At 73.5% G+C, this 26,173-nt stretch carries 22 protein-coding genes; 11 read left to right on the top strand and 11 right to left on the bottom strand.

The annotated features are described in order from the left end of the window. Positions 1-7 precede the first annotated feature (7 nt). The gene (locus tag DXZ73_RS33265) at positions 8-817 is read left to right on the top strand and encodes a helix-turn-helix domain-containing protein (protein ID WP_116214660.1); all 810 of its coding nucleotides are present in this window, start codon (positions 8-10) and stop codon (positions 815-817) included. Here the strand turns inward: DXZ73_RS33265 and DXZ73_RS33260 are convergent. Then, on the bottom strand, positions 807-1,175 hold the full coding sequence (locus tag DXZ73_RS33260) for a nuclear transport factor 2 family protein (RefSeq protein WP_116214659.1): 369 nt from the start codon (positions 1,173-1,175) through the stop codon (positions 807-809). The genes DXZ73_RS33265 and DXZ73_RS33260 overlap by 11 nt on opposite strands. A gap of 249 nt (positions 1,176-1,424) precedes the next feature. After that, on the bottom strand, positions 1,425-3,740 hold the full coding sequence (locus DXZ73_RS33250) for a collagenase (RefSeq protein WP_116214658.1): 2,316 nt from the start codon (positions 3,738-3,740) through the stop codon (positions 1,425-1,427). Positions 3,741-3,940: 200 nt separating this feature from the next. On the opposite strand from DXZ73_RS33250, the gene DXZ73_RS33245 reads away from it, so the two are divergent. Both DXZ73_RS33245 and DXZ73_RS33240 read left to right on the top strand, forming a co-directional pair. Further along, positions 3,941-4,522, top strand: coding sequence for a TetR/AcrR family transcriptional regulator (locus DXZ73_RS33245; protein ID WP_116214657.1), 582 nt, complete (start codon positions 3,941-3,943; stop codon positions 4,520-4,522). An 85-nt stretch (positions 4,523-4,607) separates the two neighbouring features. Further along, positions 4,608-5,369, top strand: coding sequence for an SDR family NAD(P)-dependent oxidoreductase (locus DXZ73_RS33240; protein ID WP_116214656.1), 762 nt, complete (start codon positions 4,608-4,610; stop codon positions 5,367-5,369). Here the strand turns inward: DXZ73_RS33240 and DXZ73_RS33235 are convergent. After that, on the bottom strand, positions 5,359-6,741 hold the full coding sequence (locus DXZ73_RS33235; protein ID WP_116214655.1) for an amino acid permease: 1,383 nt from the start codon (positions 6,739-6,741) through the stop codon (positions 5,359-5,361). The two genes, DXZ73_RS33240 and DXZ73_RS33235, sit on opposite strands and share 11 nt — an antisense overlap. Positions 6,742-7,000: 259 nt before the next feature. Here DXZ73_RS33235 and DXZ73_RS33230 point away from each other — a divergent pair, with 259 nt between their 5' ends. Beyond that, positions 7,001-8,176, top strand: coding sequence for a damage-control phosphatase ARMT1 family protein (locus DXZ73_RS33230; protein WP_116214654.1), 1,176 nt, complete (start codon positions 7,001-7,003; stop codon positions 8,174-8,176). 78 nt (positions 8,177-8,254) lie between these two features. Continuing rightward, positions 8,255-8,773 carry a GNAT family N-acetyltransferase gene (locus tag DXZ73_RS33225; RefSeq protein WP_116214653.1) on the top strand — a complete coding sequence of 173 codons (519 nt, stop codon included), beginning with the start codon at positions 8,255-8,257 and terminating at the stop codon, positions 8,771-8,773. Positions 8,774-8,966: 193 nt separating this feature from the next. On the opposite strand, the gene DXZ73_RS33220 is transcribed toward DXZ73_RS33225, so the two are convergent. Continuing rightward, positions 8,967-9,989, bottom strand: coding sequence for an MBL fold metallo-hydrolase (locus DXZ73_RS33220; RefSeq protein WP_116214652.1), 1,023 nt, complete (start codon positions 9,987-9,989; stop codon positions 8,967-8,969). A gap of 129 nt (positions 9,990-10,118) precedes the next feature. Further along, positions 10,119-11,327, bottom strand: coding sequence for an aminotransferase class I/II-fold pyridoxal phosphate-dependent enzyme (locus DXZ73_RS33215; RefSeq protein WP_116214651.1), 1,209 nt, complete (start codon positions 11,325-11,327; stop codon positions 10,119-10,121). A 279-nt stretch (positions 11,328-11,606) separates the two neighbouring features. On the opposite strand from DXZ73_RS33215, the gene DXZ73_RS33210 reads away from it, so the two are divergent. Next, positions 11,607-13,289 (top strand): thiamine pyrophosphate-requiring protein, encoded by a 1,683-nt coding sequence (locus DXZ73_RS33210; RefSeq protein WP_116214650.1) that lies wholly within the window; start codon positions 11,607-11,609, stop codon positions 13,287-13,289. Here DXZ73_RS33210 and DXZ73_RS33205 read toward each other — a convergent pair whose 3' ends face one another. Then, positions 13,290-13,862: a TIGR03086 family metal-binding protein gene (locus tag DXZ73_RS33205; RefSeq protein ID WP_116216040.1), complete on the bottom strand. Its 573-nt coding sequence runs from the start codon at positions 13,860-13,862 to the stop codon at positions 13,290-13,292. It lies immediately after the preceding gene. 459 nt (positions 13,863-14,321) lie between these two features. Between DXZ73_RS33205 and DXZ73_RS33200 the strand changes: the two genes are divergently transcribed. The 5 genes from DXZ73_RS33200 to DXZ73_RS33180 all read left to right on the top strand — a co-directional run bounded on the left by DXZ73_RS33200 (position 14,322) and on the right by DXZ73_RS33180 (position 19,312). Beyond that, a complete protein-coding gene (locus DXZ73_RS33200) occupies positions 14,322-15,194 on the top strand; it encodes an isocitrate lyase/PEP mutase family protein (protein WP_240351603.1) in 873 nt (290 codons plus the stop codon). A gap of 204 nt (positions 15,195-15,398) precedes the next feature. After that, complete coding sequence (locus DXZ73_RS33195; RefSeq protein WP_116214649.1) at positions 15,399-16,208, top strand: class I SAM-dependent methyltransferase; 810 nt, start codon at positions 15,399-15,401, stop codon at positions 16,206-16,208. Between the two features lie 125 nt (positions 16,209-16,333). Further along, on the top strand, positions 16,334-17,227 hold the full coding sequence (locus DXZ73_RS33190; RefSeq protein WP_116214648.1) for a CAP domain-containing protein: 894 nt from the start codon (positions 16,334-16,336) through the stop codon (positions 17,225-17,227). 60 nt (positions 17,228-17,287) lie between these two features. Further along, positions 17,288-17,638, top strand: coding sequence for a VOC family protein (locus DXZ73_RS33185; protein ID WP_116214647.1), 351 nt, complete (start codon positions 17,288-17,290; stop codon positions 17,636-17,638). A gap of 159 nt (positions 17,639-17,797) precedes the next feature. Beyond that, complete coding sequence (locus DXZ73_RS33180; RefSeq protein ID WP_240351602.1) at positions 17,798-19,312, top strand: glycosyltransferase family 39 protein; 1,515 nt, start codon at positions 17,798-17,800, stop codon at positions 19,310-19,312. A gap of 366 nt (positions 19,313-19,678) precedes the next feature. On the opposite strand, the gene DXZ73_RS33175 is transcribed toward DXZ73_RS33180, so the two are convergent. From DXZ73_RS33175 to DXZ73_RS33155, 5 genes are all read right to left on the bottom strand, one after another. Continuing rightward, positions 19,679-21,664, bottom strand: coding sequence for a DUF5107 domain-containing protein (locus DXZ73_RS33175; protein ID WP_116214646.1), 1,986 nt, complete (start codon positions 21,662-21,664; stop codon positions 19,679-19,681). Between the two features lie 15 nt (positions 21,665-21,679). Continuing rightward, complete coding sequence (locus tag DXZ73_RS33170) at positions 21,680-22,246, bottom strand: GNAT family N-acetyltransferase (RefSeq protein WP_240351601.1); 567 nt, start codon at positions 22,244-22,246, stop codon at positions 21,680-21,682. 98 nt (positions 22,247-22,344) lie between these two features. Beyond that, positions 22,345-23,745, bottom strand: a complete 1,401-nt coding sequence (locus DXZ73_RS33165; RefSeq protein WP_116214644.1) for a CoA transferase — start codon at positions 23,743-23,745, stop codon at positions 22,345-22,347. 104 nt (positions 23,746-23,849) lie between these two features. After that, positions 23,850-24,347 (bottom strand): MarR family winged helix-turn-helix transcriptional regulator, encoded by a 498-nt coding sequence (locus tag DXZ73_RS33160; RefSeq protein ID WP_116214643.1) that lies wholly within the window; start codon positions 24,345-24,347, stop codon positions 23,850-23,852. Then, a complete protein-coding gene (locus tag DXZ73_RS33155) occupies positions 24,272-25,828 on the bottom strand; it encodes an MFS transporter (protein WP_116214642.1) in 1,557 nt (518 codons plus the stop codon). Before DXZ73_RS33155 ends, DXZ73_RS33160 begins: the two co-directional genes overlap by 76 nt. Positions 25,829-26,173 lie beyond the last annotated feature (345 nt).

The following is a 26,173-nucleotide window of genomic DNA, read 5'->3' as shown; positions in this document are numbered from 1 at the left end:
TCGGTCCATGACGACTGTCGTGGATGCCCCCGGGGTGGGCGCGCTCCTGCGCGAGTGGCGGGAGCGGCGCCGGATCAGCCAGCTGGAGCTGGCGCTGCGCGCCGACTCCTCCGCCCGGCACATCAGCTTCGTGGAGACGGGGCGTGCCCGGCCGAGCCGGGAGATGGTGCTGCGCCTCGCGGACCACCTCGACGTGCCCGTGCGGGAGCGGAACGCGCTCCTCGTCGCGGCCGGCTACGCCCCGCACTTCCCCGAACGACCCCTGGACGACCCGGCGCTGGCCGGGGTGCGGAAGGGTCTGGAGAGGCTGCTGCGGGCGTACGAGCCGTACCCGGCGCTGGTCGTCGACGGAGCGTACGACGTGGTCGCCGCCAACCGCGGCATCGCCCTGCTGCTGGAGGGTGTCGCCGAGCCGCTGCTCGCGGCCCCGTTGAACGCGATGCGCGTCACCATGCACCCCCGTGGCCTGGCGCCGCGCATCCGCAACTACCTCGAATGGCGCGAGCATCTGCTGCACCAGATGGAGCGTCAGCTCGCCCTGATGCGGTCCGCTCCCCTGCGCGCCCTGTACGAGGAGGTCAGCGGCTATCCGCTGCCGGAGGGCGGCGAGGAGCGGGTGGCGACCGGTGACGTGGTGCCGTTCGCGCTGCCGATGGTGATCGAGCACGGGGGCCACGTCCTGTCGTTCGTCTCGTCCATCGCGACGTTCAACACCCCGATGGACGTGACCGTCTCCGAACTGGCGGTGGAGACCTTCCTCCCCGCCGACCCGGAGACGGCCGCCCGTCTTCAGGAGCTCCACGCGCTCATGCCGTAGGCACCCGGTCCAGGAAGCCGAGGACGGACCGGATCCGCCCGTCCTCGGCCAGGGTGAGGACGTCGGATCCGGCGACGGGCGCGGACCCGTCGGCGAGCGAGACCAGCTCCCAGCGGAAGCGGGCGACGCCGTGGTGCCCGTCGACCCGTCCGAGGGGCCGGAACTCGAAGCCCGGGAACTGCTCGTGCGCCCCGGCTATGACGGCGGCGACCCGGTCGTGCCCGCTCGCCTCGGCGAGAGGGTCGGTGTAGGACCCGTCCTCTGCCCAGGCGGCGGCGACGGCCTTGGCGAGCGCGTCCGCGCCGGTGGTGTTCCAGGCCTCGAAGTAGCGGGCGACGGCGGTCTCGTACTGCGTCATGGTGAATCTCCTCGATGCGGAAGCGGTCCGGGTGTGCGCGGTCCCCGGGCCGGAGTGCGCCGGCCCGGGTTCCGCTGCGCCCACTCTGCCGGGGCGGGGCGGGCGGGGCGATTACCCGCGAGGTAGTCGGGCAGCCGGGGGGTCTCGGGGGAACGGGATCGCCGCGAGGTCCCTGAGTGAAGGTGCTCGCCTACGGGAGCGGCCCCCGCTGCACCGATGGGAGCGGGGGCCGCGGGGGAACGTTCGGCGTCAGCCGCGCAGCGGGCCTTCGCAGGTGAAGGGGGCCGTGCCGGCCCGGCCGTCGGACCAGACGTCCACCGTGCCGAAGTAGCAGTTCATGTCGGCGAGGTTGTTCGCGGCGCCCCCGGCCCGGCCGAGGACGAAGTAGTCGACCGTGTCGGACATGTCGCGGAAGACCCGGTCCGGGTCGCCGGACGCCGACAGGTTGGCCGTGACCCGCCCCGAGCACACGAAGCGCGGCAGGCCCGCCGTGTCGCCGTTGCCCACGCAGTCGGGGGTGATCCACGTGGCGCGGGAGAAGGCCGACCGCACGTCGGACGGCTGCGCCAATGCCAGCGACCCCACGGGAGTGAAGTGCGTGTCGGGGACGTACAGCTTGTCCACCTGGGCGATCTGCTCGTCGAGGAAGGCGTCGTACTCCCGCTGCTGCGCCGCGTCCGCGCCCATCCGGGTGCGCCAGGCGTCGAAGCCCTTGGGGTCGTCGGCGCGCTGGTAGCCGTACATCTCGCGGATCAGTGACGGGTGGTGCAGCCAGAGGAACTCGAAGTACGTGCCGGCGTAGGAGTAGAAGCGGAAGCCGTCGCCGTCGTAGGTGGCGTGCAGCAGCCGGTTGACGGACATCCGCGGGCCGCCGCCCGCCGTGTCCGCGATCACGCTCTTGACCAGGGACTTGCGGACCTTGATGCCCTCGTCGCGGGTGGCGCCGTCGAAGAACTCGGCGGTGCCCTCGTCCATGGCGGTGGTCAGGTCGGCGGTGTACCAGCGGGGGTCGCCGAAGGTGCCGGGCACGGCCCAGCGGCCGTTGAGGTAGTGGGTGTACTCGTGGCGGAAGAGCTCTTCGAGGGTGAGCGAGGAGTCCTGCGGGACGCGGCGCTGGTAGGTGTAGAAGGTCGCGCCCTGCTCGATGTAGACGCCGCCGTTGTTGGTGCCCATGCCGGTGAGCAGCGGGTGGAAGACCTCGTAGTCGGCGCGCGAGGCGTAGAGGTGGATGTGGAGGGTGGTGTTGGTGTCGTCGGGCAGCGGGGCGTCGGTGCCGAGCACCCGGAAGAACTGGGTCTTGACCTGCTTGCTCGCGTAGTAGAGCTGGTCGACGGTGGCGCGGTCGAGGGCGGTGCGCACCTGGATGGCGCCGTTGTCGTAGGTGTACGTCTGCGGGAAGAGGTCGTTCTCGATCTGCTGCTTGCAGACGTGGTGGCGCTCGCAGTCCCCGAAGGTGTTCAGCCAGGAGACGACACTGGCCCAAGGGGCGCTGAATTTGCCGAAGTTGGTCTCGGTGACGGGCAGCAGGGCGCCGAGGTCGGTGACGATGCCGGTCTTGAGGCTGTCGATCTGGCCGAAGCGGCCGTATTCGCCGAGGGCGTCGCGTACGGCCCAGGCGTTGGCCGTTCCCTTGAGGTGGGTGTGGCCGGAGAAGGCGCGGAAGGCGGCGCGGTAGCCGGGGTCGGCGGCGGCCGCCTGCCGGAAGGCGGTGTCGTTGTTGCCGGGGTAGACGCCGAGGTAGTTGACGGTGAGGGCGGCGAGGGCGGCGCCGCCCCAGGCGGTGTCACCGGCGGTGGGGGCGCCGGGTCCCATGGCGGCCAGCACCCTTTCGACCAGGGGCAGTTGGTACTGGCGCAGGCCGGGCGCGCTCGCGGCGTCGAGGGCCTCGCGCAGGGTATCGGCGTTGGTCCGGGTGGGGTCGAAGGCGTGGGCGCTGCCGCCGAAGGCGTCGACCGCGCGGCGCATGGCCTCAGCGGTGGGGGCGTCGGCGATGTCGATCTCGTGGTGCGAGAAGGCCTGGTAGGCCACGGCGTGCAGGTAGGTGAACAGCTCGTACAGATGGGCCGCGTCGGTGCCGTCGTGGCCGGGGGCGAGAGCGGTGGCGCGCCGGGCGACGGCCTGGATGTGGGTCCGGGACATCACCGGTGCGAGGCGGGGGTCCCAGGTCCATATCAGTCCGCGCAGGCAGGTGTCCGCCGTGACGGCGGGGTCGGTGAGGAAGTCCGCGAGCTGTTCGGGGCCGAGGGCGGTGATGCCGTCGAGGGTGCAGGGGGTGGTGCCGCGCAGGGCCCTGGTGATGGAGCGGTGGTGGGGCAGGGCGCCCCGGGCGGTGTCGCCGGGTATGCGGCCGGCGGATATCAGGCCGCCGCCGGGCGCGGTCCCCTGGTCCTTCGCGGGCGGTACGGCGAGCCGGTCGACGTCGTCGGCCGGGCCGGTGCGGGTGGGGGCCGCGGAGGAGGCGGCCGGGGCGGGGGCGGCTTGTGCTGCCTGGGCCGCGGGGAGGGCCAGGCAGGTGGTGAGGGCGGCGGCGAGCAGCCCCCTTCGGATGTGGCGTAAGGCGTGCATGGTTTCTCCTGGCTGGGAGTTGACACTGCATCAGCTGAGAGAGTGCGCCCGTACATTAGTAATGTGACATTGCACTGACAACTCAGTGGCCACACCTTTGCCAGGGCTTGCCTTTTCCGCACGGGGCCCGGGGCGAAGCCCCTCGCGCGGCCTTACGAAAATAATTGACCGACCGTTCTCGATAGGTCTACGGTCGGAGCGTGGCCAGGACCAAGGAATTCGACCCGGACGCCGCCCTGCAGTCAGCCCTGGAGCTGTTCTGGGAGCGCGGCTACGAAGCGACGTCGCTGACGGATCTCGTCGAGCACCTCGACATCGCCCGAGCGAGCCTCTACGCGACCTTCGGGAGCAAGCGCGAGCTGTATCTCAGGGCCCTGGAGCGCTACGGGGAGCAGTGCGACCCGCGCATCGTGGAGGAGCTGTCCCGGCCCGGCCCGGCGCTGCCCGTCGTGCGGGCCGTCGTGCACCGCTTCGCGGAGGAGGCCACCCGCGACGACCTGCGGCGCGGCTGTTTCGTCACCAACACCGCCGTGGAGCTGGCCCCGCACGACGCGGACGCGGCCCGCGGGGTCGAGCGGAGCTGGCACTGCCTGGAGACCGCGCTCACCTCCGCGCTGATGCGGGCCAGGGCGCAGGGCGAACTGCCCGCCGGCCGGGACCCGGTCGCGCTCGCCCGGATGCTGGTGGTGCTGCTGCAGGGCATCCGCGTGGTGGGCAAGGCGGCGCCGGACCGGGCCCGGCTGCGGGACGCGGCCGAGCAGGCGCTGGCCCTGCTGGACTGAGGCCGACGGGGTGGGTGCCCCGGTGAAGACCTGACCTTTTTCAAGACCGATCGTTCTTGTCTCATGCACTGAGGAGTTGTTCGTCATGACCGCACGCTTCACCGGCAGGACCGTTCTCGTCACCGGCGGTGGTACGGGAATCGGCCGGGCCGTCGCCCTCGCCTTCGCCCGCGAGGGCGCGAAGGTCGTGGTGGCGGGCCGCAGGGCGGAGCCGCTGGCGGAGACCGTCGCGTTGGTGGGGAAGGAGGGCGGCGAGGCCCTCGCGGTCACCGCGGACGTGACGGTGTCCGCCGACGTACGGGCGCTGGTGGAACGGACGGTGGAGCACTTCGGCGGCCTCGACGTGGCCGTCAACAACGTCGGTCTGCTCGTACCGCCCGCCAAGGTCGCCGACATCCCCGAGGACGACTGGGACCGGGTGATGGCCACCAACCTCAAGGGGGTCTGGCTGTCGATGAAGCACGAGATCGGCCACATGCGGGCCCATGGCGGCGGCGCCATCGTGAACATCTCGTCCAACATCGGCGCCCACATGCGCCTGGAGGGCTTCGGCGCGTACACCGCCAGCAAGGCGGCCGTCTCGGCGCTCACCCGCAACGCCGCCCGGGACCACATCGGCGACGGGATCCGGATCAACGCGGTCAGCCCCGGGCCCGTGGAGACCCCGACGTCCTCCCGCCCCGGCGAGTCCGCGGGCGACAAGGCGGAGCGGATGCGGCAGACCGTCCCGGCGGGGCGCGCGGGCGCCCCCGACGAGATCGCGGCCGCGGTCCTCCACCTCGCCTCGGACGAGGCCGGCTTCACCGTGGGTGCCGACCTCGTCCTCGACGGTGGCATCACTGCCTGACGGCCTCGGCGACCGGCTCGGCGGCTTCCGGCGCGTCCTCCTGGGGCGTGCCGGGGACCGGGCGGCGGGCCGCCATCCACGCGTAGACGAGGATGCCGACGAAGAGGAAGAGCACGCCCTGGTAGATCGCGGCGTAACCGGCGCCCGCCACCAGCCAGAAGGAGAAGGCGAACGCGCCGAGCGCCAGCACCATGTCCCGCACCAGCCGGTCCATCCGGACCTTGTCACGCCGGTCCGTCAGCAGGAAGTACACCTGGGCGGCCGCGGCCAGCAGATACGGCACGGTCGCCGAGAAGGTGGTGATCAGGACCAGGATCTCGAAGACGCCGCCCTCGCCGAGGGTGTAGTTCACGAGGGTCAGCAGCGAGGCGAGGACCGCGGCGGCCAGCACGCCCACGGTGGGCACCCCGCGCCGCTTCCTGCCGAAGGACGTCGGGAAGAGGCCGTCCTTGGCCGCCGCGTACGGCGCCTGCGCGCTCATCAGGGTCCAGCCGTTGAGCGCGCCCATGATGGAGATCACCGCGGCGGCCGCGATCAGCGTGCCGCCCCAGTGGCCGCCGAACATCGTGTCGACCGCGTCCGAGAACGGCGCGGTGGACTTCACGAGCTTGTCGTGCGGGACGGAGCCGAAGACGGACAGCGTGCCGAGGAGGTAGACCACGGCCGCGCCGATGGTGCCGAACACGCTCGCGCGCCCGACGTTGCGCTCCGGGTCGCGGACCTCGCCCGCGCTCATGGCCGCGGACTCCACGCCCACGTAGCTGTAGAGGAGGATCGCGGCCGACGCGGTCAGGCCACCGGTCCAGTTGCCGCCGCCCTCGGTGAAGGAGCCGAGGTTGGCCGGGTCGAAGTAGAAGAGGCCGACGATCGCGACGAACAGCAGGGGCAGGAACTTCAGCACGGTCGATATCAGCTGGATCGCGCCGACCCAGCGCGTACCGGCGAGGTTCGCCAGCGCCGGGAGCCAGAGCGCGGCCAGCGCCACGACCAGGTCCGTGCCCTTGGAGGAGGTGCCCCCGGTGACCACGTGGAAATAGCCGACGCCGGCGACGGCGAGGGCGGCGTTGCTGACCCAGGTCATCGTCCAGTACGACCACGCCGACAGGAACCCGGCGAAGTCGCCGAAGGCCTCACGGGCGTAGACGTACGGTCCCCCGGTCCGCGGATGGCGTTCGGCGAGCCGTCCGAAGACCAGCGCCAGCGCGATCGCGCCGATCGTGAGAACGCCGAACGCGAGCAGGCTGACCGTGCCGAACGGCGCGACCGACGCGGGCAGCAGGAAGATGCCGCCGCCGATGATGTTTCCCATCACCAGGGCGACAGCAGTTGGTAGGCCGAAACGGCGGCTGTTCGTGCCGTCGGTGTCGTGCATGAGGTGGTGCGCCTCTCGTCCTGCGGGCAGGTCGCGGATCTGTGCGACAGGACATGGTGACCGGACGGGTGACCTCCGCAAAATCCTTGATTTTTGTCCCGCGGAGCGGCCCCGCCGACCGCAAAAGGTGCTGCGAGTCACCCCGCCCGCCGTCATTCGTCCGCCGCGCCCGCCCGGCGACGACGCGGGGGCGGCCACCGGCACCCCTGTGACCTGCGACACCATGGCGGGAGCGCCGTCCCACGAAGCGAGGCAGACGATGAACGAAACCGCCGCCGTCCACGGCATCGCCGACCCCCGCGGGTTCGGCTGGGGAGTCTTCCACGAACGCCATCCCGCCCTGATCCGGAAGCTGTGCGACAGCAATCCCTACGGCCCGGCGCAGCGGTCCCGGCTCGAGGCCCTGGTGGAGGAGTCGCGCTCCGGCGCCGTCCGGCCGCCGGAGGCCGCGACCGCCGGGCACGCGCGGTGGCTCTCCGGGGGCAGCGGCTACTTCGGGCGGCCGTGGAGCGAGGTGCCGTTCCTGTGGGCCGAGAACTATTTCTATCTGCGTCTGCTGGAGTGCGTCGGCTACTTCGCCCCCGGCCCCTGGCAGGGAGTGGACCCCTTCGCCCCGATGAAGTCGGCCGAACTGGCCGATCCCGGGCTGGAGTCCGACACGGCGTGGCTGGACGGGCTGGACGGCGCGGCACCGGCGGAGACCTTCCACGCCCTGCTGCTGGCGTCCCTGTACGGCAACCGGGCCGACCTCGGTTTCCGGCTGGTCCACGACGCCGCGGCCACGGACGGCACCGATGTCCCCCCGCTCCTCGCCGACGACAGCGCCGCGGTGTGGCGCCACGTCTCCGGGCGGCCGCCGGGCGAGATCCACGTGATCCTGGACAACGCGGGGCGCGAGCTCCTCGCCGACCTGCTGCTGGCCGATCACCTGCTGACAACGGGGCGGGCGACCGGTGTGGTGCTGCACGTCAAACCACGCCCCTATTTCGTCTCCGACGCCGTCACCTCCGATGTGCGGGACTGCCTGGTGCGGCTCGCCGCCTTCCCCGAAGAGGCGGGCAGGGCGGGCGGCCGCCTGCTGGACGCCGCGGCCGCGGGCCGGCTCCGCCTGCTCGGCCACGACTTCTTCTGCTCACCGCTCGGCTTCGACAGCATGCCCGGCGACCTGCGGGCGGCGCTCGCCCCGGGCACCCTGTGCGTCGTCAAGGGCGACCTCAACTACCGCCGCCTGGTGGGCGATCGGGCCTGGCCCGCGACGCTGCCCTTCGCCACCGCCGTGGCCGGGGTGCCGGGCGCCCTCGTCGCACTGCGCACGCTGAAGTCGGAGGTGGTCGTGGGGATGCGGGCGGAGACCGTGGAGCGGCTGGACACGGCCCTGCCGACGTGGCGCACCGACGGCTCGCAGGCGCTCGTGCAGGCACGGCTCCAGGACTGAACCCGGGGGCGGGCGAACGATGTGAAGACACCGCGGTCGTCCGGCTTCCGGCGCGGGGCCCCTGGGCAGGATGGCGGCATGACCTCGCTTCGAACGCCCCGACTGACGCTGCGCCGCTGGCGCGAGGACGACCTGGAGCCGATGGCGGCGATCAACGCCGATCCGGAGGTGATGCGGTGGATCGCCGACGGTGCCGTGCGGGACCGGGAGCAGACCGCGACGGGGATCGCGGAGTGGGAGCGGGAGTGGGACGAGCTGGGCGTGGGGCTGTTCGCGGTGGAGGTGCGGGAGACGGGGCGGCTGGCCGGGTTCGCCGGGCTGTCCGTGCCGGGGTACCTCCCCGAGATCCTGCCCGCCGTGGAGATCGGCTGGCGGCTGGGGCAGCCGTTCTGGGGCCGGGGCATCGCGACCGAGGCGGCGCGGGCCGTGCTGCACTTCGCGCTGCGTGACCGGGGGCTCGCCCGGTTGGTGAGCGTGCACAAGGTCGGCAACGACGCCTCGGAGGCGGTCATGCGGAAGCTGGGGATGCGGCGCGAGCGCCGGACGGTCGACCCGGCGAACGGGCTGCCGGTCTGCGTGCACGTGCTGGAGGCCTGACGGCGGGCCCGGCCGCCCCGCACCACCGCTGCGCGGCGGTGTCCTCAATCGCCGGACAGGCTTGAGTCGGCTGATGTGAGTGCGCATCCCAGCCCGTGGGGGCACCCCCGGACGGAGTCCGGGGGAGGTAGCGGGGGGGAAGCGCCGCAGGCGACAGACGGCCTGCGGAGAGCAGGGGTCCGCCGAGCTCGGCCTAGAGCACCCGGCTCCCCCCGATCGGCAGGTCCCACAGGTCCTCGCGGGGGCGGCCGGTCGCCTCCCATGCCGCGCGGACGCGGTGCAGGGGTTCGAGCGGGGGTTCCGCGGAGAGGACGAACGTCGACCAGTGCATGGGGGCCATGGCCCGTGCGCCCAGGTCGCCGCAGGCGCGTACGGCCTCCTCGGGGTCGGTGTGGACAGGGCCGAGCATCCAGCGCGGGTCGTACGCGCCGATGGGCAGCAGGGCCAGGTCGATGCCGTCGTAGCGGCGGCCGATGGCCTCGAACCAGTGGCCGTAGCCGGTGTCGCCCGCGAAGTAGACGCGCCGCCCGCCGGGGGCGGTGAGCACCCAGCCGCCCCACAGGGAGCGGCATGTGTCGGTGAGGGTGCGCTTGCTCCAGTGGTGGGCGGGGACGAAGTCGCAGCGGACCGGGCCGGCCGGGCCGGGCAGTTCGACGGACTCCCACCAGTCGAGCTCGGTGACCTGGGTGAAGCGGCGGCGGCGCGCCCAGCGGCCGAGGCCCGCGGGCAGCAGGAGCGGGGTGCCGCGGGGCAGCCGCTTGAGGGTGGGGGCGTCGAGGTGGTCGTAGTGGTTGTGGCTGATGAGGACGGCGTCGACGGCCGGGAGGTCCTCCCAGGGGATGCCCACGGGGGTGAGCCGGGCGGGCGTGCCGAGGATCTTCCGGGACCAGACGGGGTCGGTGAGGACCGTGAGGCCGCCGAGGCGCAGGACCCAGCTGGCGTGCCCGGCCCAGGTGACGGCGGTGGTGGTGATGTCGACGGCGGGCAGCGGGCCGGGCGCGACGGGCAGCGCGGGGATCTGGCGGAGCGCGACGGGGTCCGGGCGCAGTCTGCGCTCGCGGGCGAGCCGGGCGAGGGCGCGGACGCCGGGCAGCGGGGTGGTGAGGCGGTCGGCGAACGACCGTGGCCAGAGGCGGTTCTCGCCGAGGGGGCGGGGCCGGGGCCGGGTGAGGGAGTCGGGGGGCTCGGTGAGGGAGCGCTCGGTCTGTTCGGTCATCGAGAGGGCTCCATTCCATGGGGAACCGGGGTGGTGCGGCGCGCGCCCGCCCGTGCGGCGGCGGGCCTCGGGGGCGGGGGCCCGGTGGGCGCGTGAGGCTCGGTACGCACGGTCGGCATCGACGGTAGGTCAGCTGTCGGCGAGTTCGCTGAAGACCGAGCCGAAATCGGTCAGCGCCGCGCGGACCCCGGGCAGGGCCAGCGGGTCCGGCGCGTCCAGGGCGCGCTGCCGTTCGGCGTCGGTGGCGCCCAGCAGCGGCGGGGTCGACAGCCGGACCCGGAGGTCGTCGGGGGCGTCCCCGAAGCGGTGGCCGCCGGGGACGGGCCGGCCGAGCGCGGCGCTGAGGTGGGCCTCCAGTTCGACGGAGTCGGTGATGGAGCGGGCGGCGAGGGCGGTGCGGAGCTCGCCGAGGTCGGCGTAGAGGTACGGGCCGGTCTGCGGCGGCCGGCTGAGCACCCCGGCGGTGGCGAGCCGCTCGCGGGCGGCGGCGCCCAGGGTGCCGTAGAGCCGGGCGGCGGCGGCCGTCCGGGCGCGTACGGGCCCGGGCTCGGCGAGGGCGTAGGCCGCGGCCGCGGCGATGGGGGGTGCCAGCTCGGCGCGTACGGCGGCGAGCGCCGAGGTGACCCGGGCCCGCAGGACCTCCCCGCGGCCGGCGGCGGGGAAGCGGGCCACGGCGGCGGGCCAGGCGGTGGGGGTGAGCGCGCCCGCGAGGTCGGTGAGGACGACGACGTGCTCGGGCCACATCTCGGCGGGGCCGAGGAAGACGGTCCCGCCGGAGTGGTGGCGCGTGTCGCGCCAGGTCTCGTCGCTGATGACGGTCATCCGCTCGGCGACGGCCGCCTCGCAGACCTCGTGCAGGATCTCGGGCGGTGCGACGGTGCCGGTCGGGTCGTCGGCGGTGGACAGGATCAGCAGGCGCGGCCTGCCGCCCTCGTCCCGGATCCGGCGCACGGTCTCCAGCAGCGCGAACGGGTCGGGGACGCCGCCGCACTCGGCCGGTACGGGCACGTGGAAGGCGGGGCGCCGGGCGAGCCGGGCGAGCGGCAGGTACCAGGCGGCGCAGGGGCGGGTGAGGAGGACGTCGCCGCCCGCCGCGGCGAGCAGGGCGAGGAGCAGCAGGGGGGCGCCGGGGGCGGCGAGGACCTGGTCGGGTTCGGTGGGCAGGCCGCGCCGAGACCAGTAGCCGCAGGCGGCGGCGCGCAGTTCGGGGCCCCCGCCGAGGGGTTGGGACGCGCTGTCGGCGGCGGCCGCGGCGAGGCGGTCGGCGAGCTCGGGCAGTACGGGGAGTCCGCGTTCGGGTGCGGTGACGGCCGGGAGCGCGGGAAGGCTCGCCTGCATCCGTACCTCCGCCCGCCGTGACTCTGCGACCACCTTGGCAGATCGCGGGCCCCGCGGCGGCCCGACACGGGCTGCGCGGGTGAGCCGGAAACCCGGGCCGGGCGCCGGGCGGGCGCGGGGCCGCCCGCGGGGTTTCGATGGAGGGTGACCGGTTACCCGTCCGGCCACGCACCGCCGCACCCGCGAGGAGGCAGCAGCCCGTCGACCGGCCGTCCCCCGCCCTTCCCGTACGGCCGGCCACCCGGACGGCGTAACGGACGCCGAGAACAGGTGAGAGACATGAGTCAGAAAGTGTCCGACTTCCTTCTGGCGAGGCTGCGCGCGTGGGACGTGGAACAGGTCTTCGGCTACCCCGGCGACGGGATCAACGGGCTGCTGGCGGCCTGGGAACGGGCGGACAACCGGCCCCGGTTCATCCAGTCCCGCCACGAGGAGATGTCGGCGCTCGAGGCGGTCGGCTACGCCAAGTTCAGCGGCCGGCTGGGGGTGTGCGCGGCCACGTCCGGGCCGGGCGCGATCCATCTGCTCAACGGTCTCTACGACGCGAAGCTCGACCATGTGCCGGTGGTGGCCATCGTCGGGCAGACGCACCGCTCGGCGATGGGCGGCGCGTACCAGCAGGAGGTGGACCTGCACTCGCTCTTCAAGGACGTCGCCTCCGACTTCCTGGAGACGGTGAACGTCCCCGAGCAGCTGCCGAACGTCCTGGACCGGGCCGTCCGCATCGCGTACGCGCGGCGCGCCCCCACGGCCGTCATCATCCCCGGCGACGTCCAGGACCTCGACTACTCGCCGCCCACGCACGCCTTCAAGATGGTGCCCTCCAGCCTGGACCGCAGCGGCTGGCAGGCGGTGCCGTCGGAGGAGGCGCTGCACCGGGCGGCGGAGGTGCTCAACTCCGGTGAGAAGGTGGCGATCCTGATCGGGCAGGGCGCGGCGGGCGCCCGTGCCGAGACCGAGGAGGTCGCGGACGTGCTGGGCGCCGGGGTGGCGAAGGCCCTCCTGGGCAAGGATGCGCTGAGCGATGAACTCCCTTATGTGACGGGCGCGGTGGGGCTGCTCGGCACGGACCCCTCGTACGAGTTGATGCGTGACTGCGACACGCTGCTGACGGTCGGTTCCAACTTCCCCTACGCGCAGTTCCTGCCGGAGTACGGCCAGGCGCGTGCCGTCCAGATCGACATCGACCCGCACATGATCGGCCTGCGCTATCCGTACGAGGTCAATCTGACCGGCGACGCCCGGACCACCCTTCAACGGCTGCTGCCGCTGCTGCGCCGGAAGGAGGGGCGCGACTGGCAGGAGGGGGTCGCCGCCGGGGTGCGGCAGTGGGAGGAGGTGATGGCGCGGCGCGCCGACGCGGCGGCGCAGCCGGTGAACCCGGAGTACGTGGCGCGGGCGCTGTCGCCGCTGCTGCCGGACAACGCGATCCTGACCTCCGACTCCGGTTCGGTCGCCGGCTGGTACGCGCGGCACATCAGGATGCGCGGCACGATGCGGGGCTCGCTGTCCGGGACGCTCGCCACGATGGGGTGCGGTGTGCCGTACGCGATCGGCGCCAAGTTCGCGCACCCCGACCGGCCGGTGGTGGGGCTGGTCGGGGACGGCGCGATGCAGATGAACGGCATGGCCGAGCTGATCACCGCCGCGAAGTACCACACGCGGTGGGACGATCCGCGGCTGGTCATCGGCGTGTGGAACAACCACGACCTCAATCAGGTGACGTGGGAGATGCGGGCGATGAGCGGCTCCCCCCAGTTCCTGCCGTCGCACGAGCTGCCGGACGTGTCGTACGCGGCGTTCGCGCGCTCGATCGGGTTGACCGGGATCCGGGTGGAGCGGCCCGAGCACGTCGAGGGGGCGTGGCGGCAGGCGCTGGCGGCGGAGGGTCCCGCGGTCGTGGAGTTCGTGACGGATCCGACGGTGCCGCCGGTCCCGCCGCACGAGGCGGGCGCCGGCTGATCAGGCCTTCCGGCCCAGTCGCGCGAGCAGCCGGGTCTGGGCGTCGGCCCCCGTGGGCGGCTCGACCGCCTCGGCGAACAGGCCCGTGCCGGAGAGGGATCCGGCGTACGGCTCGACCTCGCGCCGCGTGAAGTCCACGAGCGCCCTGGGGAGTTGCTCTTCGGCGCCGATCGCGCGGGCGAGGTCCCAGGCGTGCACGACGGCGTCCGCCGTCATCTGCGCGGCGTACGCGTCGGCGGACGTGGGGCCGTAGGAGAGCCGCACGGTCCGCTTCAGGGCGCCCGGCGCGGCGAACGCCTCGCGCGCCGCGCCGGCGGCGGCGTCCCAGGCGGCGGCCGGGTCGTCGCCGAGCACATCGCCGTCCAGGGAGTCGCCGAGGTCCTCGACGGCCGCGCCGTCCAACAGGGGCGGCACCCACAGCTGTTCGGCGGTGAGGTGGTTGACCAGGTCGCGTACGGTCCACTCGGTGCAGGGCGTCGCGTCGGCCCACCGGCCGGGGCCGACGGCGTGCACGTGCTCCGTGAAGAGACCGAGGGCCTCGCCGTGCCGCTTGAGCAGCGTGTCGGAACTCATGGCACCCATTGTCGGCGGGAATCCGGGCGGCGGCGAGGCGAGCGGACACCCCTTGCGCGGGCGGGTGGGGTGAACGCGCCATTGTGGGCGGGCCGGGCGGGGCGGGCCGCTCCCCCGTCAACCGGAATGCGACGAGCCCGTGGGCTCGCAGGCCGCCCGGAGGCGGACGCCCGGAGGAATCAAGGCTGTTGGGGCGCTCGGCTCAAAAGCATCGCGACAAACTCTTCTTTACTCGACCAACATTGCCGCATGACCATTCCTTGACTAATGTCCGAATGGCAGACCCCGAACACGAACCACATGAACGAAGGCCGGGACCCTCGCCCGCCGGCGTGGGTCCCGGCCCTGTCCGTGATGTGTTTCCCCGATGTGTCCCGTGACGCGCGCGCACCGGCCGGAGCTTCGCAGGCAGTTGGCCGGAGCGTCGCATCGACGCAACCCAATGTTTCGGAGGGTACCGTGAACCACCCCGATCGGCTACGTGCGGCCATCGCCGAGAACGGAACGACACCCCTCATCGGTGTCTTCGACATGTTCTCCGCCTCCGCCGCGGCCCAGCACTACGACGGCATGTTCGTCTCCGGTTTCGGCTTCGCCGCGTCCCACTACGGCCTGCCCGACATCGGCTTCATCGCCTGGCCCGACCTCGTCTCCTTCGTCCAGCGGCTGCGGCTCGCCTTCCCCGCCCAGCACCTGCTCGTGGACATCGACGACGGCTACGTCGACCCGGAGACCGCCTGCCACGTCGTCCAGCACCTGGAGGCCATCGGCGCCTCCGGGGTGATCCTGGAGGACCAGAAACGGCCGCGGCGCTGCGGACACGTGGAAGGCAAACAGGTGCTGCCGCTGGAGGAGTACCTGGACAAGCTCACCATGGTCCTCGAATCCCGCCGCGACCTCGTCGTCGTCGCCCGCACCGACGCCACGGAAGAGGCGGAGATCCTGCGCCGCGCGAAGGCCCTCGCCGCGACGGACGCGGACGTGATCCTGGTCGACGGCGTCCGCAGCGTGGACTGGATACGCAAGGTCCGCGAGGTCATCGGCGACAAACCGCTGCTCTTCAACCAGATAGCGGGCGGCAAATCGCCCCGGCTCTCCCTTCCGGAGCTCGGGGCGCTCGGCGTCGACGTGGCGATCTACAGCACGCCGTGCCTCTTCGCCGCGCAGACCGCGATGGACGACGCGCTGACCGGCCTGAAGGCGGCGGACGGCCGGCTGCCGGAGTTCACGGCGGACAGCGTGGGCGTGGCGGAATGCCTGGCCCTGCTGGAGAAGAACATCAGCCGCCACCATGACCACAACGGCGCCCCGAAAGTCCCGGTGACGTCGTAGCCCGAGGTGTCCTCGGGCGCCGGACGGCATACGAGGCCGTCCGGCGTCCGAGGGTCGGCGCCCGGGGTCCGCGAGGGGCGACCGGAGGCGTCGACCGCCCGACGGCTGCCCGGAATATGAGACGGCTTTCTCGGAATGTGGGAGCGCTGCGTACGGTGAGGGCACCCGCCCGTACCGAAGCGGGCGCACGCCGAGGGGGCTCCCATGCCGGAACCGTCCGCCGTCTACACCCACGGACACCATGAATCCGTCCTGCGCTCGCACGCCTGGCGCACCGCCGCCAATTCCGCGGCCCATCTGCTTCCCGAACTGACGCCGCACATGGAGATCCTGGACATCGGCTGCGGCCCGGGCACCATCACCGCCGACCTCGCCGCGCTCGTGCCGAAGGGCCGGGTCGTGGGCCTCGACACCACGCAGGAGATCCTGGACCGGGCGCGCGCGACCGCCCGTGAACGCGGCCTGGAGAACGCGGACTTCACGGTCGGCGACGTCCACGGCCTGCGCTTCCCCGACGACTCCTTCGACGTCGTCCACGCGCACCAGGTGCTCCAGCACCTCGGCGATCCGGTGGCCGCGCTGCGCGAGATGCGGCGGGTGTGCCGGCCCGGCGGGGTCATCGCGGTGCGCGACGCGGACTACGCGGCCATGACCTGGTATCCCCGGGTGCCGGGGCTGGACGACTGGCAGGACCTCTACCAGCGGGTCGCCCGCGCGGGCGGCGGCGAACCCGACGCCGGCCGCCACCTCCTCTCCTGGGCCCGCCGCGCCGGATTCACCGACGTCACCGCCACCGCGTCCGCGTGGTGCTTCGCCTCCCCGGAGGAGCGGGCGTGGTGGAGCGGGCTGTGGGCGGACCGCACGGTCGCGTCGTCGTACGCGCGTCTGGCGGTGGACGGCTCGTTCACGGACGAGGCGGGTCTGCACCGGATCGCCGGGGCGTGGCGGGACTGGGGCCGGTCGCAGGACGCGTGGTTCGCGGTCCTGAACGCGGAGCTGCTGTGCCGGGCGTGAAAGGAGGGCCGGCCCACGGGTGATCAAGTGTCCAATGAGCGCCCATGAGTTGTTGATCGGCCCTTCCTAGCCTCATCGAGACCACGACGCCGGGGCCCGGCCCCACGATCGATGAGGACACACCCATGCCCAAGACCTTCCGCATAGCCGGCGCCACCGCCCTCGCCGCCGCGGCCCTGGCCCTCGTGCCGACCGCCGCGCACGCCGCCGACAGCGGCCCCGGCGCGGTCCGGGGGCTCGCGGGCAAGTGTCTCGATGTCCGCGCGGGCGGCTCCGCCAACGGCACGCCCGTGCAGCTGTACACCTGCAACGGCTCGGGCGCCCAGCAGTGGACGTACGGCGAGACCCCCGGCGTCGTCGGCGGCACGGTGAAGGCGCTCGGCAAGTGCCTGGACGTGGCGTCGAGCGGCACCGCCGACCGGACCGCGGTCCAGCTGTGGGACTGCAACGACTCCGGTGCCCAGAAGTGGGTCTACGCCGAGGGCGGCGTCCTGGTCAACCCGCAGTCGAGCAAGTGCCTGGACGTCCCGGGCGGCAACGCGGCCGACGGCACCCAGCTGCAGATCTACACCTGCAACTACACGGACGCCCAGAAGTGGTCGCGCCCCTCGGGCGGCGGCTCCACGACGCCGCCCGCCGGCACGCTCCAGCAGCAGGTGCTGGACCTGGTGAACAACTACCGCGCGCAGAACGGCAAGCCGGCCCTCCAGTACGACCCGGCTCTCACCCACACCGCCCAGGACGAGGCCGACGAGGAGGCCCGCCGCGGGCAGCAGGGCCACTGGGCGTTCGGGCACATCTACGAATCGCTCAAGGCGTACGGCTACACCCACGGCGGCGGTGCCGCCGAGAACGCCGCGGGCTATCCCGGCTTCTGGAAGGACGCGCGTTCGGTCGTCCAGGCCTGGATCGACGAGCCCGGCCACCGCCAGATCATGCTCGGCGACTACAAGTACACCGGTGTCGGCGTCACGGTCGTCGACGGCAACTACTGGTGGGCGCAGGACTTCGCGGGCTAGTACCGGCTTGTTCCGGTTGCCGCGCCCGCGGGGGCGTCGCCTCCAACTAGCCTTGTTCCCATGAACATTCTGGGGACTTCGCTGAGGGTGTGTGTCAACGATCTGGAAGCAGCCGTCGCCGTCTACGAACGCCTCACCGGCGCGGAAGCTCTCCGCTTTCAGCGCGGTGGCGTCTCCGTCGCCGCCGTCGGCTGCTTCTTCCTGATGAGCGGCCCGGAGCGGGAGCTGTCGATCCTGCGGAAGATCACGGCCACCATCGCCGTCTCGGACGTCGACGAGTCGCTGGCCGATCTCCGGGCGGTCGGCGCGGAGATCATCGCGGGGCCGGTGCCGACGCCGATCGGCCGCAATCTGGTGGCCCGGCACCCGGACGGCCTGGTCTTCGAATACGTCGACCGCAAACCCGGCTGAGCGCACACGCTCCACGAGGACCCTCGAAGCCCCGGCACGGAAGCCACCGTGCCGGGGCTTCGCGCGTCCCGTGGATCTTCGGTTGACCTCGGCACACCCTCTCCATCATGCTTTCACTAAGTGATTAGTGAAAGCATGATGGAGGGAGGCCAGGGAACCTTGGCAACACTGGCTCCACCCCGGCCGTCCACCACCGGCCGCGCCCCCGCCGCGATCCCCGCGGCACGGCGGCCGCGGCTGCGGACCCGCGCCCTCGTCCCGGGCATCCCGGCGGCCGTGACGCTCGCCCTCGGGCTGTGGGGGATCACCCGCCGGCACAGCATGTGGCGCGACGAGGCCGCGACCTGGCAGGTCACCCATCGCTCGCTCGGCGGGATATGGCACCTGCTGGACGAGGTCGACCTCGTCCACGGCCTCTACTACGTGATCACGCACGGCCTCTTCGCCCTCTTCGGGGACAGCCTCTACACCCTGCGGGTGCCCTCCGCGCTGGCCATGGCCGCGGCCGCCGCCCTCACCGCGTCCCTCGGCGCGCGGCTGGCCGGCCCCTGGGCGGGGCTGAGCGCGGGGCTCGCGTTCGCACTGTTCCCTGCGGTGCAGCAGTACGCGCAGGAAGGCCGGGCGTACGCCCTGGTCACGGCCGGGGCGGCGCTGGCCACCCGGCTCCTGGTCGCCGCGCTGGAACGCCCGGCGCCGAGGTGGCGGTGGGTCGCGTACGCCCTGACGGTGCTGGCCGGCGCGCTGCTCAACTGGTTCTCGCTGCTGGTCCTGCCCGCCCACGCCCTGTCGGTCGCGCTCGTACGGCCCGGCCGTACACCGGTGCGGCGGTGGGCCGTGTCCGCGGCGGCGGCCGTCGGCGGGGCGCTGCCCCTGATCGCGGCGAGCCGCGCCCAGTCCTTCCAGGTCTCGTGGATACGCCCGCTCACCTGGCCCACGGTCCTGGCCATCGGGCTCCTGATCGCCGTGGGCTGCCTGTGCGCCAGGGTCTCGCACCGGCGCGCGGGGCGGATATCGCCCGTGTCGATAGCGCTGCCGCTGCTCGCGGTGCCGCAGCTCGCGCTCGTCCTGGCCTCGCTGGTCCAGCCCGTCTACCTCGTGCGCTACGTCCTCTACACCCAGATCGGGCTGGCACTGCTGCTCGGCCTCGCGGCCTGCCGGGCGATCCGGGCGGTGACCTCCCGGCGGCGGACGGCACGGCCCCGGCTCCTGCTCACCACCGCCACCGGGCTCGCCTTCACCGCGCTCCTCCCCGTGGAACTCCACCTCCGCACACCGCACAGCCGCGTCGACGACGTCCTCGCGGCGGCGGACCAGGTGGCACGGGTCGCCCGCCCGAGCGACGCGGTGCTCTTCATCCCGGCGGCCCGGCGGGACACGGCGCTGGTGTCACCGTCGAAGTTCACCGGACTGAGGGATGTGGCCCTGATCGAAAGCCCTGGCCGTTCGGGGACGTTGAAGGGCGAGGAGGGATCGCCCCGGGAGATCCGCGCTTCGCTTCGCGCTGTGCGGCGGGTGGTGGTGGTCAGTGACGCGGCGCGGATCGCGGGGCGGTCGCTGGATCCTGTCCGCGAGCGTACGAAATTGAGCGTGCTGCGGGAGGAATTCCGGATCGTCTCGGACGTGACGGTGAACGGCCGTCGGGTGGCAGTGTACGAACGCGCGGACGCGCGCTGATTTTTTCCCCCACCCCGCCCCTTCCCACAGCGTCTGATGCGCGGCTCCGCCGCGGCCGGGGCTCCGGCCCCGGACCCCCGCTCGGGTGCGGCCCGGCGGGCTTTGTTCCCCTACCCCACCCCTTCCCGCAACTGGGGCGCGTGCCCCAGACCCCCGGCTGCGGGCCGGTTGCCGCCTGCGGCGGGAGCGGCCTTCGGCCGCGTCCTCAATCGCCGGACGGGCTGATTCAGCCCGTCCGGCGATTGAGGACAGCGCGCGAAGCGTGCTCCGGGGTCTGGGGCGAAGCCCCAGTTCGGGAAGGGGCGGGGCTGGGGAACAAGCCCGCCGCAGGCGCAACGTACGCAACGGACCCGCACCCACAGCCGCTTACTCAGGTCGCATGCGGAACTCATACCCCTCAGGCAACCGCGCCTCCGACCCCAACCGCTCCGCGATCGCGTACCACGTATCCGTCAACACCTCGTCCCCCTCCCGCAGATCATCAACCTCGAACCCCCGGTCGAAGATCTCGCGAGCCCCCACCGCATCCCCCTGAGCAAGAAGCACACGCGCGTGCAAAAGCCGGAAACGGCCGCGTTCGCGGATGCCGGGGCGCAGGCCCGCCAGGACCGTCGCGGCGTCGTCGGCGCGGTCCACGGCGAGCAGGGCCTCGATCGTCTCGCGGCCGAGCGCGGCCGTCGCGGCCGTCCACGAGGCGCCTTCGTGGGCCTGCGCGCGGGCGCTGTCGAAGGATTTCAGGAAGCGGTCCGCGGCCCGCTCCGGGTGGCCGTCCTCCTGGTCGGCGACGGCGAGGCAGCGCATCGCGGGCCAGTCGCCGTCGGCGATCTGTTCCCAGCTGCGGACGGCCTGCGAGCGGTCCCCTGCGTGCCAGCGGGCGACGCCGAGGTGGTAGGCGAGGTAGCGGTCGTAGTGGGGGTTGCCGGTCTCGGCGGTCTCCAACTGGTCGCGCCAGTAGGGCGACACCAGGGTCGGCACCGGTGGCAGCACCTGCCGCGGCGGGGTCAGGGAGCCGGAGCGCAGCAGCTCCAGCCAGGGCGCCTGCTCCTCGCCCAGGGTCGAGGGGTCGAAGGGCGTGCCGGGCAGGGTGAAGCGGCCGCGCTCGACTTCGAGGGCGCCCCAGCCGGATCCCGTCGCGAGGCTCTCCTTGGGGTCGAGGTCGGCGTAGGGCCGCCACGCGGCGTACGCCTGCTCGACGTCGGCGCGCGGCAGCGCCGCTTCCAGCCGGGTCCCGACCTCGCCGCACGCGGCGCCCCAGTCGGCGCCGTGCACGGTGGCGGGGTCGGCGGCCAGCGGCCCGTACGCCTCCAGCCAGGCGAACTCCCCTTCCGCTTCGAGCCGGACGTGCTCCAGCTGTGTGCGGGCGAGGCCGGCCTGGATCTCGGCGTAGCCGGGCGTGCCGGGCTCGGTGAGCCACTGCTGCCAGCGGCGGCCGCCGCGCCCGGCGCCCCAGACGAAGAGCTTGCGGCCGCGCAGCAGGTCGGTCGAGGTCTGCACCAGGCCCCGGCCGTCCGCGTCCAGGGAGGCGATCCAGCGGCGCGCGCCGTCGGGCACCTCGTAGAAGAAGTCGGCGGCGTGCTCGCTGTTGAGGGGGTATGTGCGATCGGCGCCCTCCCAGTGCGGCACGGGGACGCGGCGCAGGCTGCGTTCGTAGCCGAAGCGCCAGGCCTCGTCGGCGGGGGCGAGCACCCGGCTCGTCGCGCTCTCCGGCACGGCGATGTTGGACCACCAGTAGACGGGGGCGGGCCGGTCGTGGGGGTTGCGGATGCGTACGCCCACGTAGAGGAAGTCGGAGTCGTCGGGCAGCCACAGGTCGACCTGGAACGGCAGGTCGCGCATCCGCTCCCACTCCCACAGCCGCAACATCTCGCCGCCGTCGGGGGCGGGGACCCGGGCGGCGTGCAGGGGTGCCATGGAGAGCGGGGTGTGGCCGGTGGCGCCGATGTTCCACTCGATGCCGCCGGAGAACCAGGCGCCGTTCAGCGCGAACTCGGCGGGCTGGACGACGGGGTTGCGGTAGAGCAGCTGGGTGCCCGTCGGCTTGTGCTCCAGGGAGTGGACGCGGCCGCCGAGGCCGGGCAGGACCGTCGCGCGCAGCCGGTCGTTCTCGATGACGACGGCCTCGACGTCGGTGGGGGTGCGCTCACGGGAGTAGCCGTCGCGGCGGCGGACGGGCAGGACGGAGCGGAGCGGGCCGTAGCCCACCTGCCGGGCCATGGCCGTGGGGAGCCGCGCGCGTTGCGCGGCGTCGAGGTGGTGCGGCTTGAGGGGGGACAGCAGCGCGGGCAGCGGATTCTCCGGGCCCAGCGGGGCGGCGGGAAGCGACAGCACGGCTCGTCTGATGGTCGTGGGCACGGCAACCTCGTTCTCTCAGCCCTGGTGGTCCGGGATCATTTCGGCGGTGATCGCCCAGCGTTTGTGGTCGCGCCACGCCCCGTCGATGAAGAGGAACCCCGGCGAGAACCCCTCCAGCCGGAACCCGTGCCGCTTGACCAGCCCCAGGGACGCTGCGTTGCCCGGCTGGATGTTCGCCTCCAGCCGGTGCAGGCCCAACGGGCCGAAGGCGTGGCGGAGTACGAGCCCGAGGCCCTCGCTCAGGTGCCCGCGCCCGGCGCTGGGCGCGAAGGCGCCGTAGCCGAGGGCCCCGCTCTGGAAGCCGCCGCGCACGATGTTGTTGATGTTGACGAATCCCGCTATCGCCCCTCCGGAGTCGGGCAGGCAGACCAGCAGGGACACCGACTGCCGCTCGGCGATGCGGTCGACGTACGCCGTGAACGCCGCGTACGCCGTGGGCATCGCCAGCCACGGGTGGTGCAGTTGCGTGCTGGCGCGCGCGAGGGCGGTGAACTCGGCCGCGTCGTCGTGGGTGAGGGGGCGGAGGGCCACGTGCGGGCCCCGGGCGAGGTAGGAACCGTGCTGGTGATCGGGATCGGGCACGTTTTCATCGTAAGGGCCGGTACGGACATCGCCCGGTCCCCGGCAGGGGTCTTGACGCGACGGCTCCGCCGCGCCGCGCCCCGCCGCTGCCTGAACCGTCAGTTCCACTTCGGCTCGTCCGTCCCCCATCGCCCCGGCGTACGCGACCAGTCGGCCGGTCCGCCGGCGAACCGCACCGGTGACCCCGCGAATCGCACGCGCCCCAGGGGGCCGTCCGCCTCCCGCAGCCACTCCCCCGGCTCGTACGTACCGCTGGGTTCTCCCGTGTCCCGCCCGCCCGTTCCGCCGCCGGTCAGCCATGCCGCCGTCTGCGCGAGTGCGAACCGCGCGAGGTGGGTGCCGCCGCCCGCGCACTGGTCGGTGAGCGCCCGCAGCACGGCCGCCGCCAGCAGGTATCCCGTGCCGTGGTCCAGCGCCTGCGCGGGCAGGGCGCCCGGCGTCCCGTCCGGCGCCGCCTCGGTGACCGCGATGCCGCAGGCCGCCTGGACCAGGCTGTCGAAGCCCCGCCGGCCGCCCCACGGCCCGTACGTCCCCCACGCGCTCAACTGGCCGATGACCAGCCCCGGGCGGCGCTCGGCGAGCGCCTCGGCCGACAGCCCGTGGCGGTCCAGCGCTCCGGGGCGGTAGCCGGTCACGACGACGTCCGCGGCCGCGAGCAGTTCTTCGAACGTGGCCCGGTCTGCGGCCCGTCCGAGGTCGAGCAGGGCGGAGCGCTTGCCGAATCCCGTGTCGTCGTGGGCGTCCTGGCTCTCGGGCAGCTCCGGCGTGTCGATCCGCAGCACGTCCGCGCCGAGCAGCGCGAGCGTGCGGGTGGCCACGGGGCCTGCGATGACCCGGGTGAGGTCGAGCACGCGCAGCCCGTGCGCGGCCGGACCCCTCTCCGGCCTGCGTACGGGTCCGCCCGCGATCCGGTCCAGGGAGAGCAGGGGCCGCCGCGCGACGGCCGCGCCCTGGGGGTGGCGGGCCCAGTCGCCGGGGGTGCGGACGGCGACGGCGAGCGCACCGGCCGCGTACGCCGCCTCCTCCACGTCCTCGGCGCGCCGTTCCGCGAGTGCGGCGGTGACACGGGCGACGAGGGCGTCTTCATCGGCGGCGTCGGCGATGCCGAGCGCGGCGAGGAGACGGGCGCGGTGGTGGGGGTAGTTGGCGTGTGTGCGCACCCAGCCGTCCGCGCTCCGCCAGAACCGGGACAGCGGCGCGAAGGTGCCGACCGCGCGCCCGTCGACCCGCAGAAGGCGCTCGCTGACGAACGCGGTTGCCACGGCCCCGTCGTCCACCGTCACCCTCGGCAGCGTGCCGCCGCCGCGTCGTACGGTGCTCAACTCGGCCGCGGCGAGCGCGCACACCGCGACGGTCGCCCGCGCGAACTCCCCGACGGGCAGCGGGGACGGCAGCGTCCGGGCGTCGGGCCCGCCGTACCCGACGGCGGCGGTGAGCGCCGGATCCCCGCCGAGCAGGGCCCAGGCCCGGTCGGTGGCGTCCGCGGATCGCTTGATCATCAACGCAGTCTGGCACTGGTGACCCCCGAGCCGCCAGCCTCAATATCTCTGCCCCGCGGCCGAGGTGGGCCCTTCCGGCCGGTCGGGGACGGCCGGGAGGCATGTCAGGAGGGGCTGCCCGGATCGAGGAGGTCGGCGATGCGGAGCAGGGCGGGGAGGGCCGCGCGGACGGCCGACCGGTCGTCCGCGTCCAGCGATTCGAGGGCCTCGCTCAAGCGGCGTTCGTGGGCCTGCGCCCACGCCGCGAGTTGTCCGCGGCCGGCGTCGGTGAGGGTGACCGCGGAGGCGCGGCGGTCCCGGGGGTCGACGGCGCGGGCCACGAGACCGGCGCCGATCATCTGGCCGATCAGGCCGCTGACGGTGCTGACGGCCAGGCGTTGCCGCGCCGCGATGTCGCCGACCCTGGCGGGTGAGTGCTCGGCCAGCACCTGGAGCAGCTCGACCTGGGCCATGGGCAGCGTCTCCCACGGGTATTCGGTGCGGATCGAGGCGCGCAGGGCCCGGCGGAGGTGGGTGACGGCCTCCGTCAGGAGCCGGGCGTCCGGTGCGCCCGCGGCGGTGGGCCGGGCCGTCGGCGGGTGGTGCCTGGACTGCGGGGACATGGCATCACTGTAATCGGCGCGGGGAGACGGCCGGTCCCCGGAAGGGTGCCAGGGGCCGCGTTCCGCCGCGCGACGGCGAGCGCGGCCAAGGCAGCGGCCAGCAGGGTGAGTACGGCACGCTGCGGGCCGTCCGGCCAGTGTGTGCCGCCGGGGAGTTGGAGGGCGAGGGAGACGAGGGCGACGCCCAGGGCCGTACCCAAGCCGCGGGCCATGTTGACCAGACCGCCGCCGGTGCCCGAGGAGCGCGCGGGGATCGCGGTCATGACGAGGGTGTTGTTGGCGGGGACGTGGACACCGAGCCCGAGACCGAGGAGGGCGAGGAGCGGTGCGAGCGACGAGGCGTGCCAGGGCAGGACGAGCATGAGGGCGAGCGCGCCCGCGGACAGGGCGGCGCCGAGCGTGCAGCGGGACCGCTCGTCCCATGCGTACGGCAGGACCCTGTCGGCGGTGGCGGCGGCGAGCGCGAAGCCCGCCGGGAGCGCGCTGAGCACCAGCCCGGCGCTCAGGGCCGAGGATCCGTGGGCGGTGAGCGCGAGGGGCACGAGCACGAGCGGGCCGAAGAGCACCAGGTAACCGCACAGGGCTCCGGCCAGGCCGAGGGGGACGGCGCGCACGCGCAGCAGTCCGGGGCTGAGCAGGGGTGACACGGCCCGGCGCTGGCGTACGGCGAAGCCGCCCGCCGCGCCCGCCGCGAGGACGAACAGCCCGGCGGTCCACCCCGCGGGGACGGCCGGTTGGGGCAGGAGGGAGAGGGCGAGCAGCAGGCCGGTGGTGGCGACGGCCAGGAGCGCGAGCCCGGGCCAGTCGAAGCCCTGGGCGCGGTGGCGGGTGCGCGTGCGCGGCAGCAGATAGTGCCCGGCGACCAGGGCGGCCAGTCCCACGGGCACGTTGAGGGCGAAGATCGACCGCCAGCCGAGGGTGGAGACCAGCAGGCCGCCCGTCAGGGGCCCCAGCGCGAGCCCGAGCGCCTGGGCCGCCGCCTGTACGCCCAGGGCGAGGCGCAGGCGGCCCGGGGGCGTGCTGGTGGTGACCAGGGCGACGCTGTTGGCCTGCATCATCGCCGCGCCCGCGGCCTGCACGACGCGCAGGGCGATCAGGGCGGAGAGGCTCGGCGCCAGCGCGCAGGCCGCGGAGCCGGCGGTGAAGACGACGAAGCCGTGGAGGTAGAGCAGCTTGCGGCCGTGGGCGTCGGAGAGCCGCCCCACGGGCAGCAGCAGGGCGACGAGGGTGAGGAGGTAGGCGAGGGACACCCAGGTGACGGCGGCGAGCGAGGCGTGGAACTCCGCGCGGAGGCTGCCGTAGGCGAGGGTGACGATGCTGGCGTCGAGCTGGCCCATGAAGGCCCCGGCGCACACGGTCGCGACGGCCGGCCGCCAGGCGCCCGGGCGGTTGCGTATGCGTTCCGGCCGCGCGCGCTCGCGCATCAGGACGCCGGGCACGCGGGGTCCGGGTGTGCGTGGACGTCTCAGGTCGCTTGCCATGCCACCTCCCGCGACTGAGATTACATCGGTCACCGAACTATTCGGCAACCGACGAGTCAAGGGCGCGGAGGGGTGCGGGCGGCGCCCGGGGGCGCGCGGACGGGCGGGCGCCCCCGGGAAATCTCCGTGGCCGGGGCACGGGAAATGCCGTGCAATTCCCCCTCTGTCTTGTTTTCGATGCACCTTCCAGGGAGTTCCCCGAACGCGGTTTCCCTCTTGCGTCGACGCCGTCGGAAATGCCAGCGTGCAACAAACGACGTACAGCGCACACGGAACCCCGGGTGCCGCGCTCACCCCTGTCCACCTGCTGCGATTCCTCAGGAGCCACGACCGTCCGACGCCCTC

It is taken from the genome of Streptoverticillium olivoreticuli subsp. olivoreticuli, from assembly GCF_003391135.1.
GTDB classification, from domain to species: Bacteria; Actinomycetota; Actinomycetes; order Streptomycetales; family Streptomycetaceae; genus Streptomyces; species Streptomyces blastmyceticus.
Note: the sequence above shows the minus strand (reverse complement) of the source record. Positions and strands in the feature narration are given on the sequence as shown.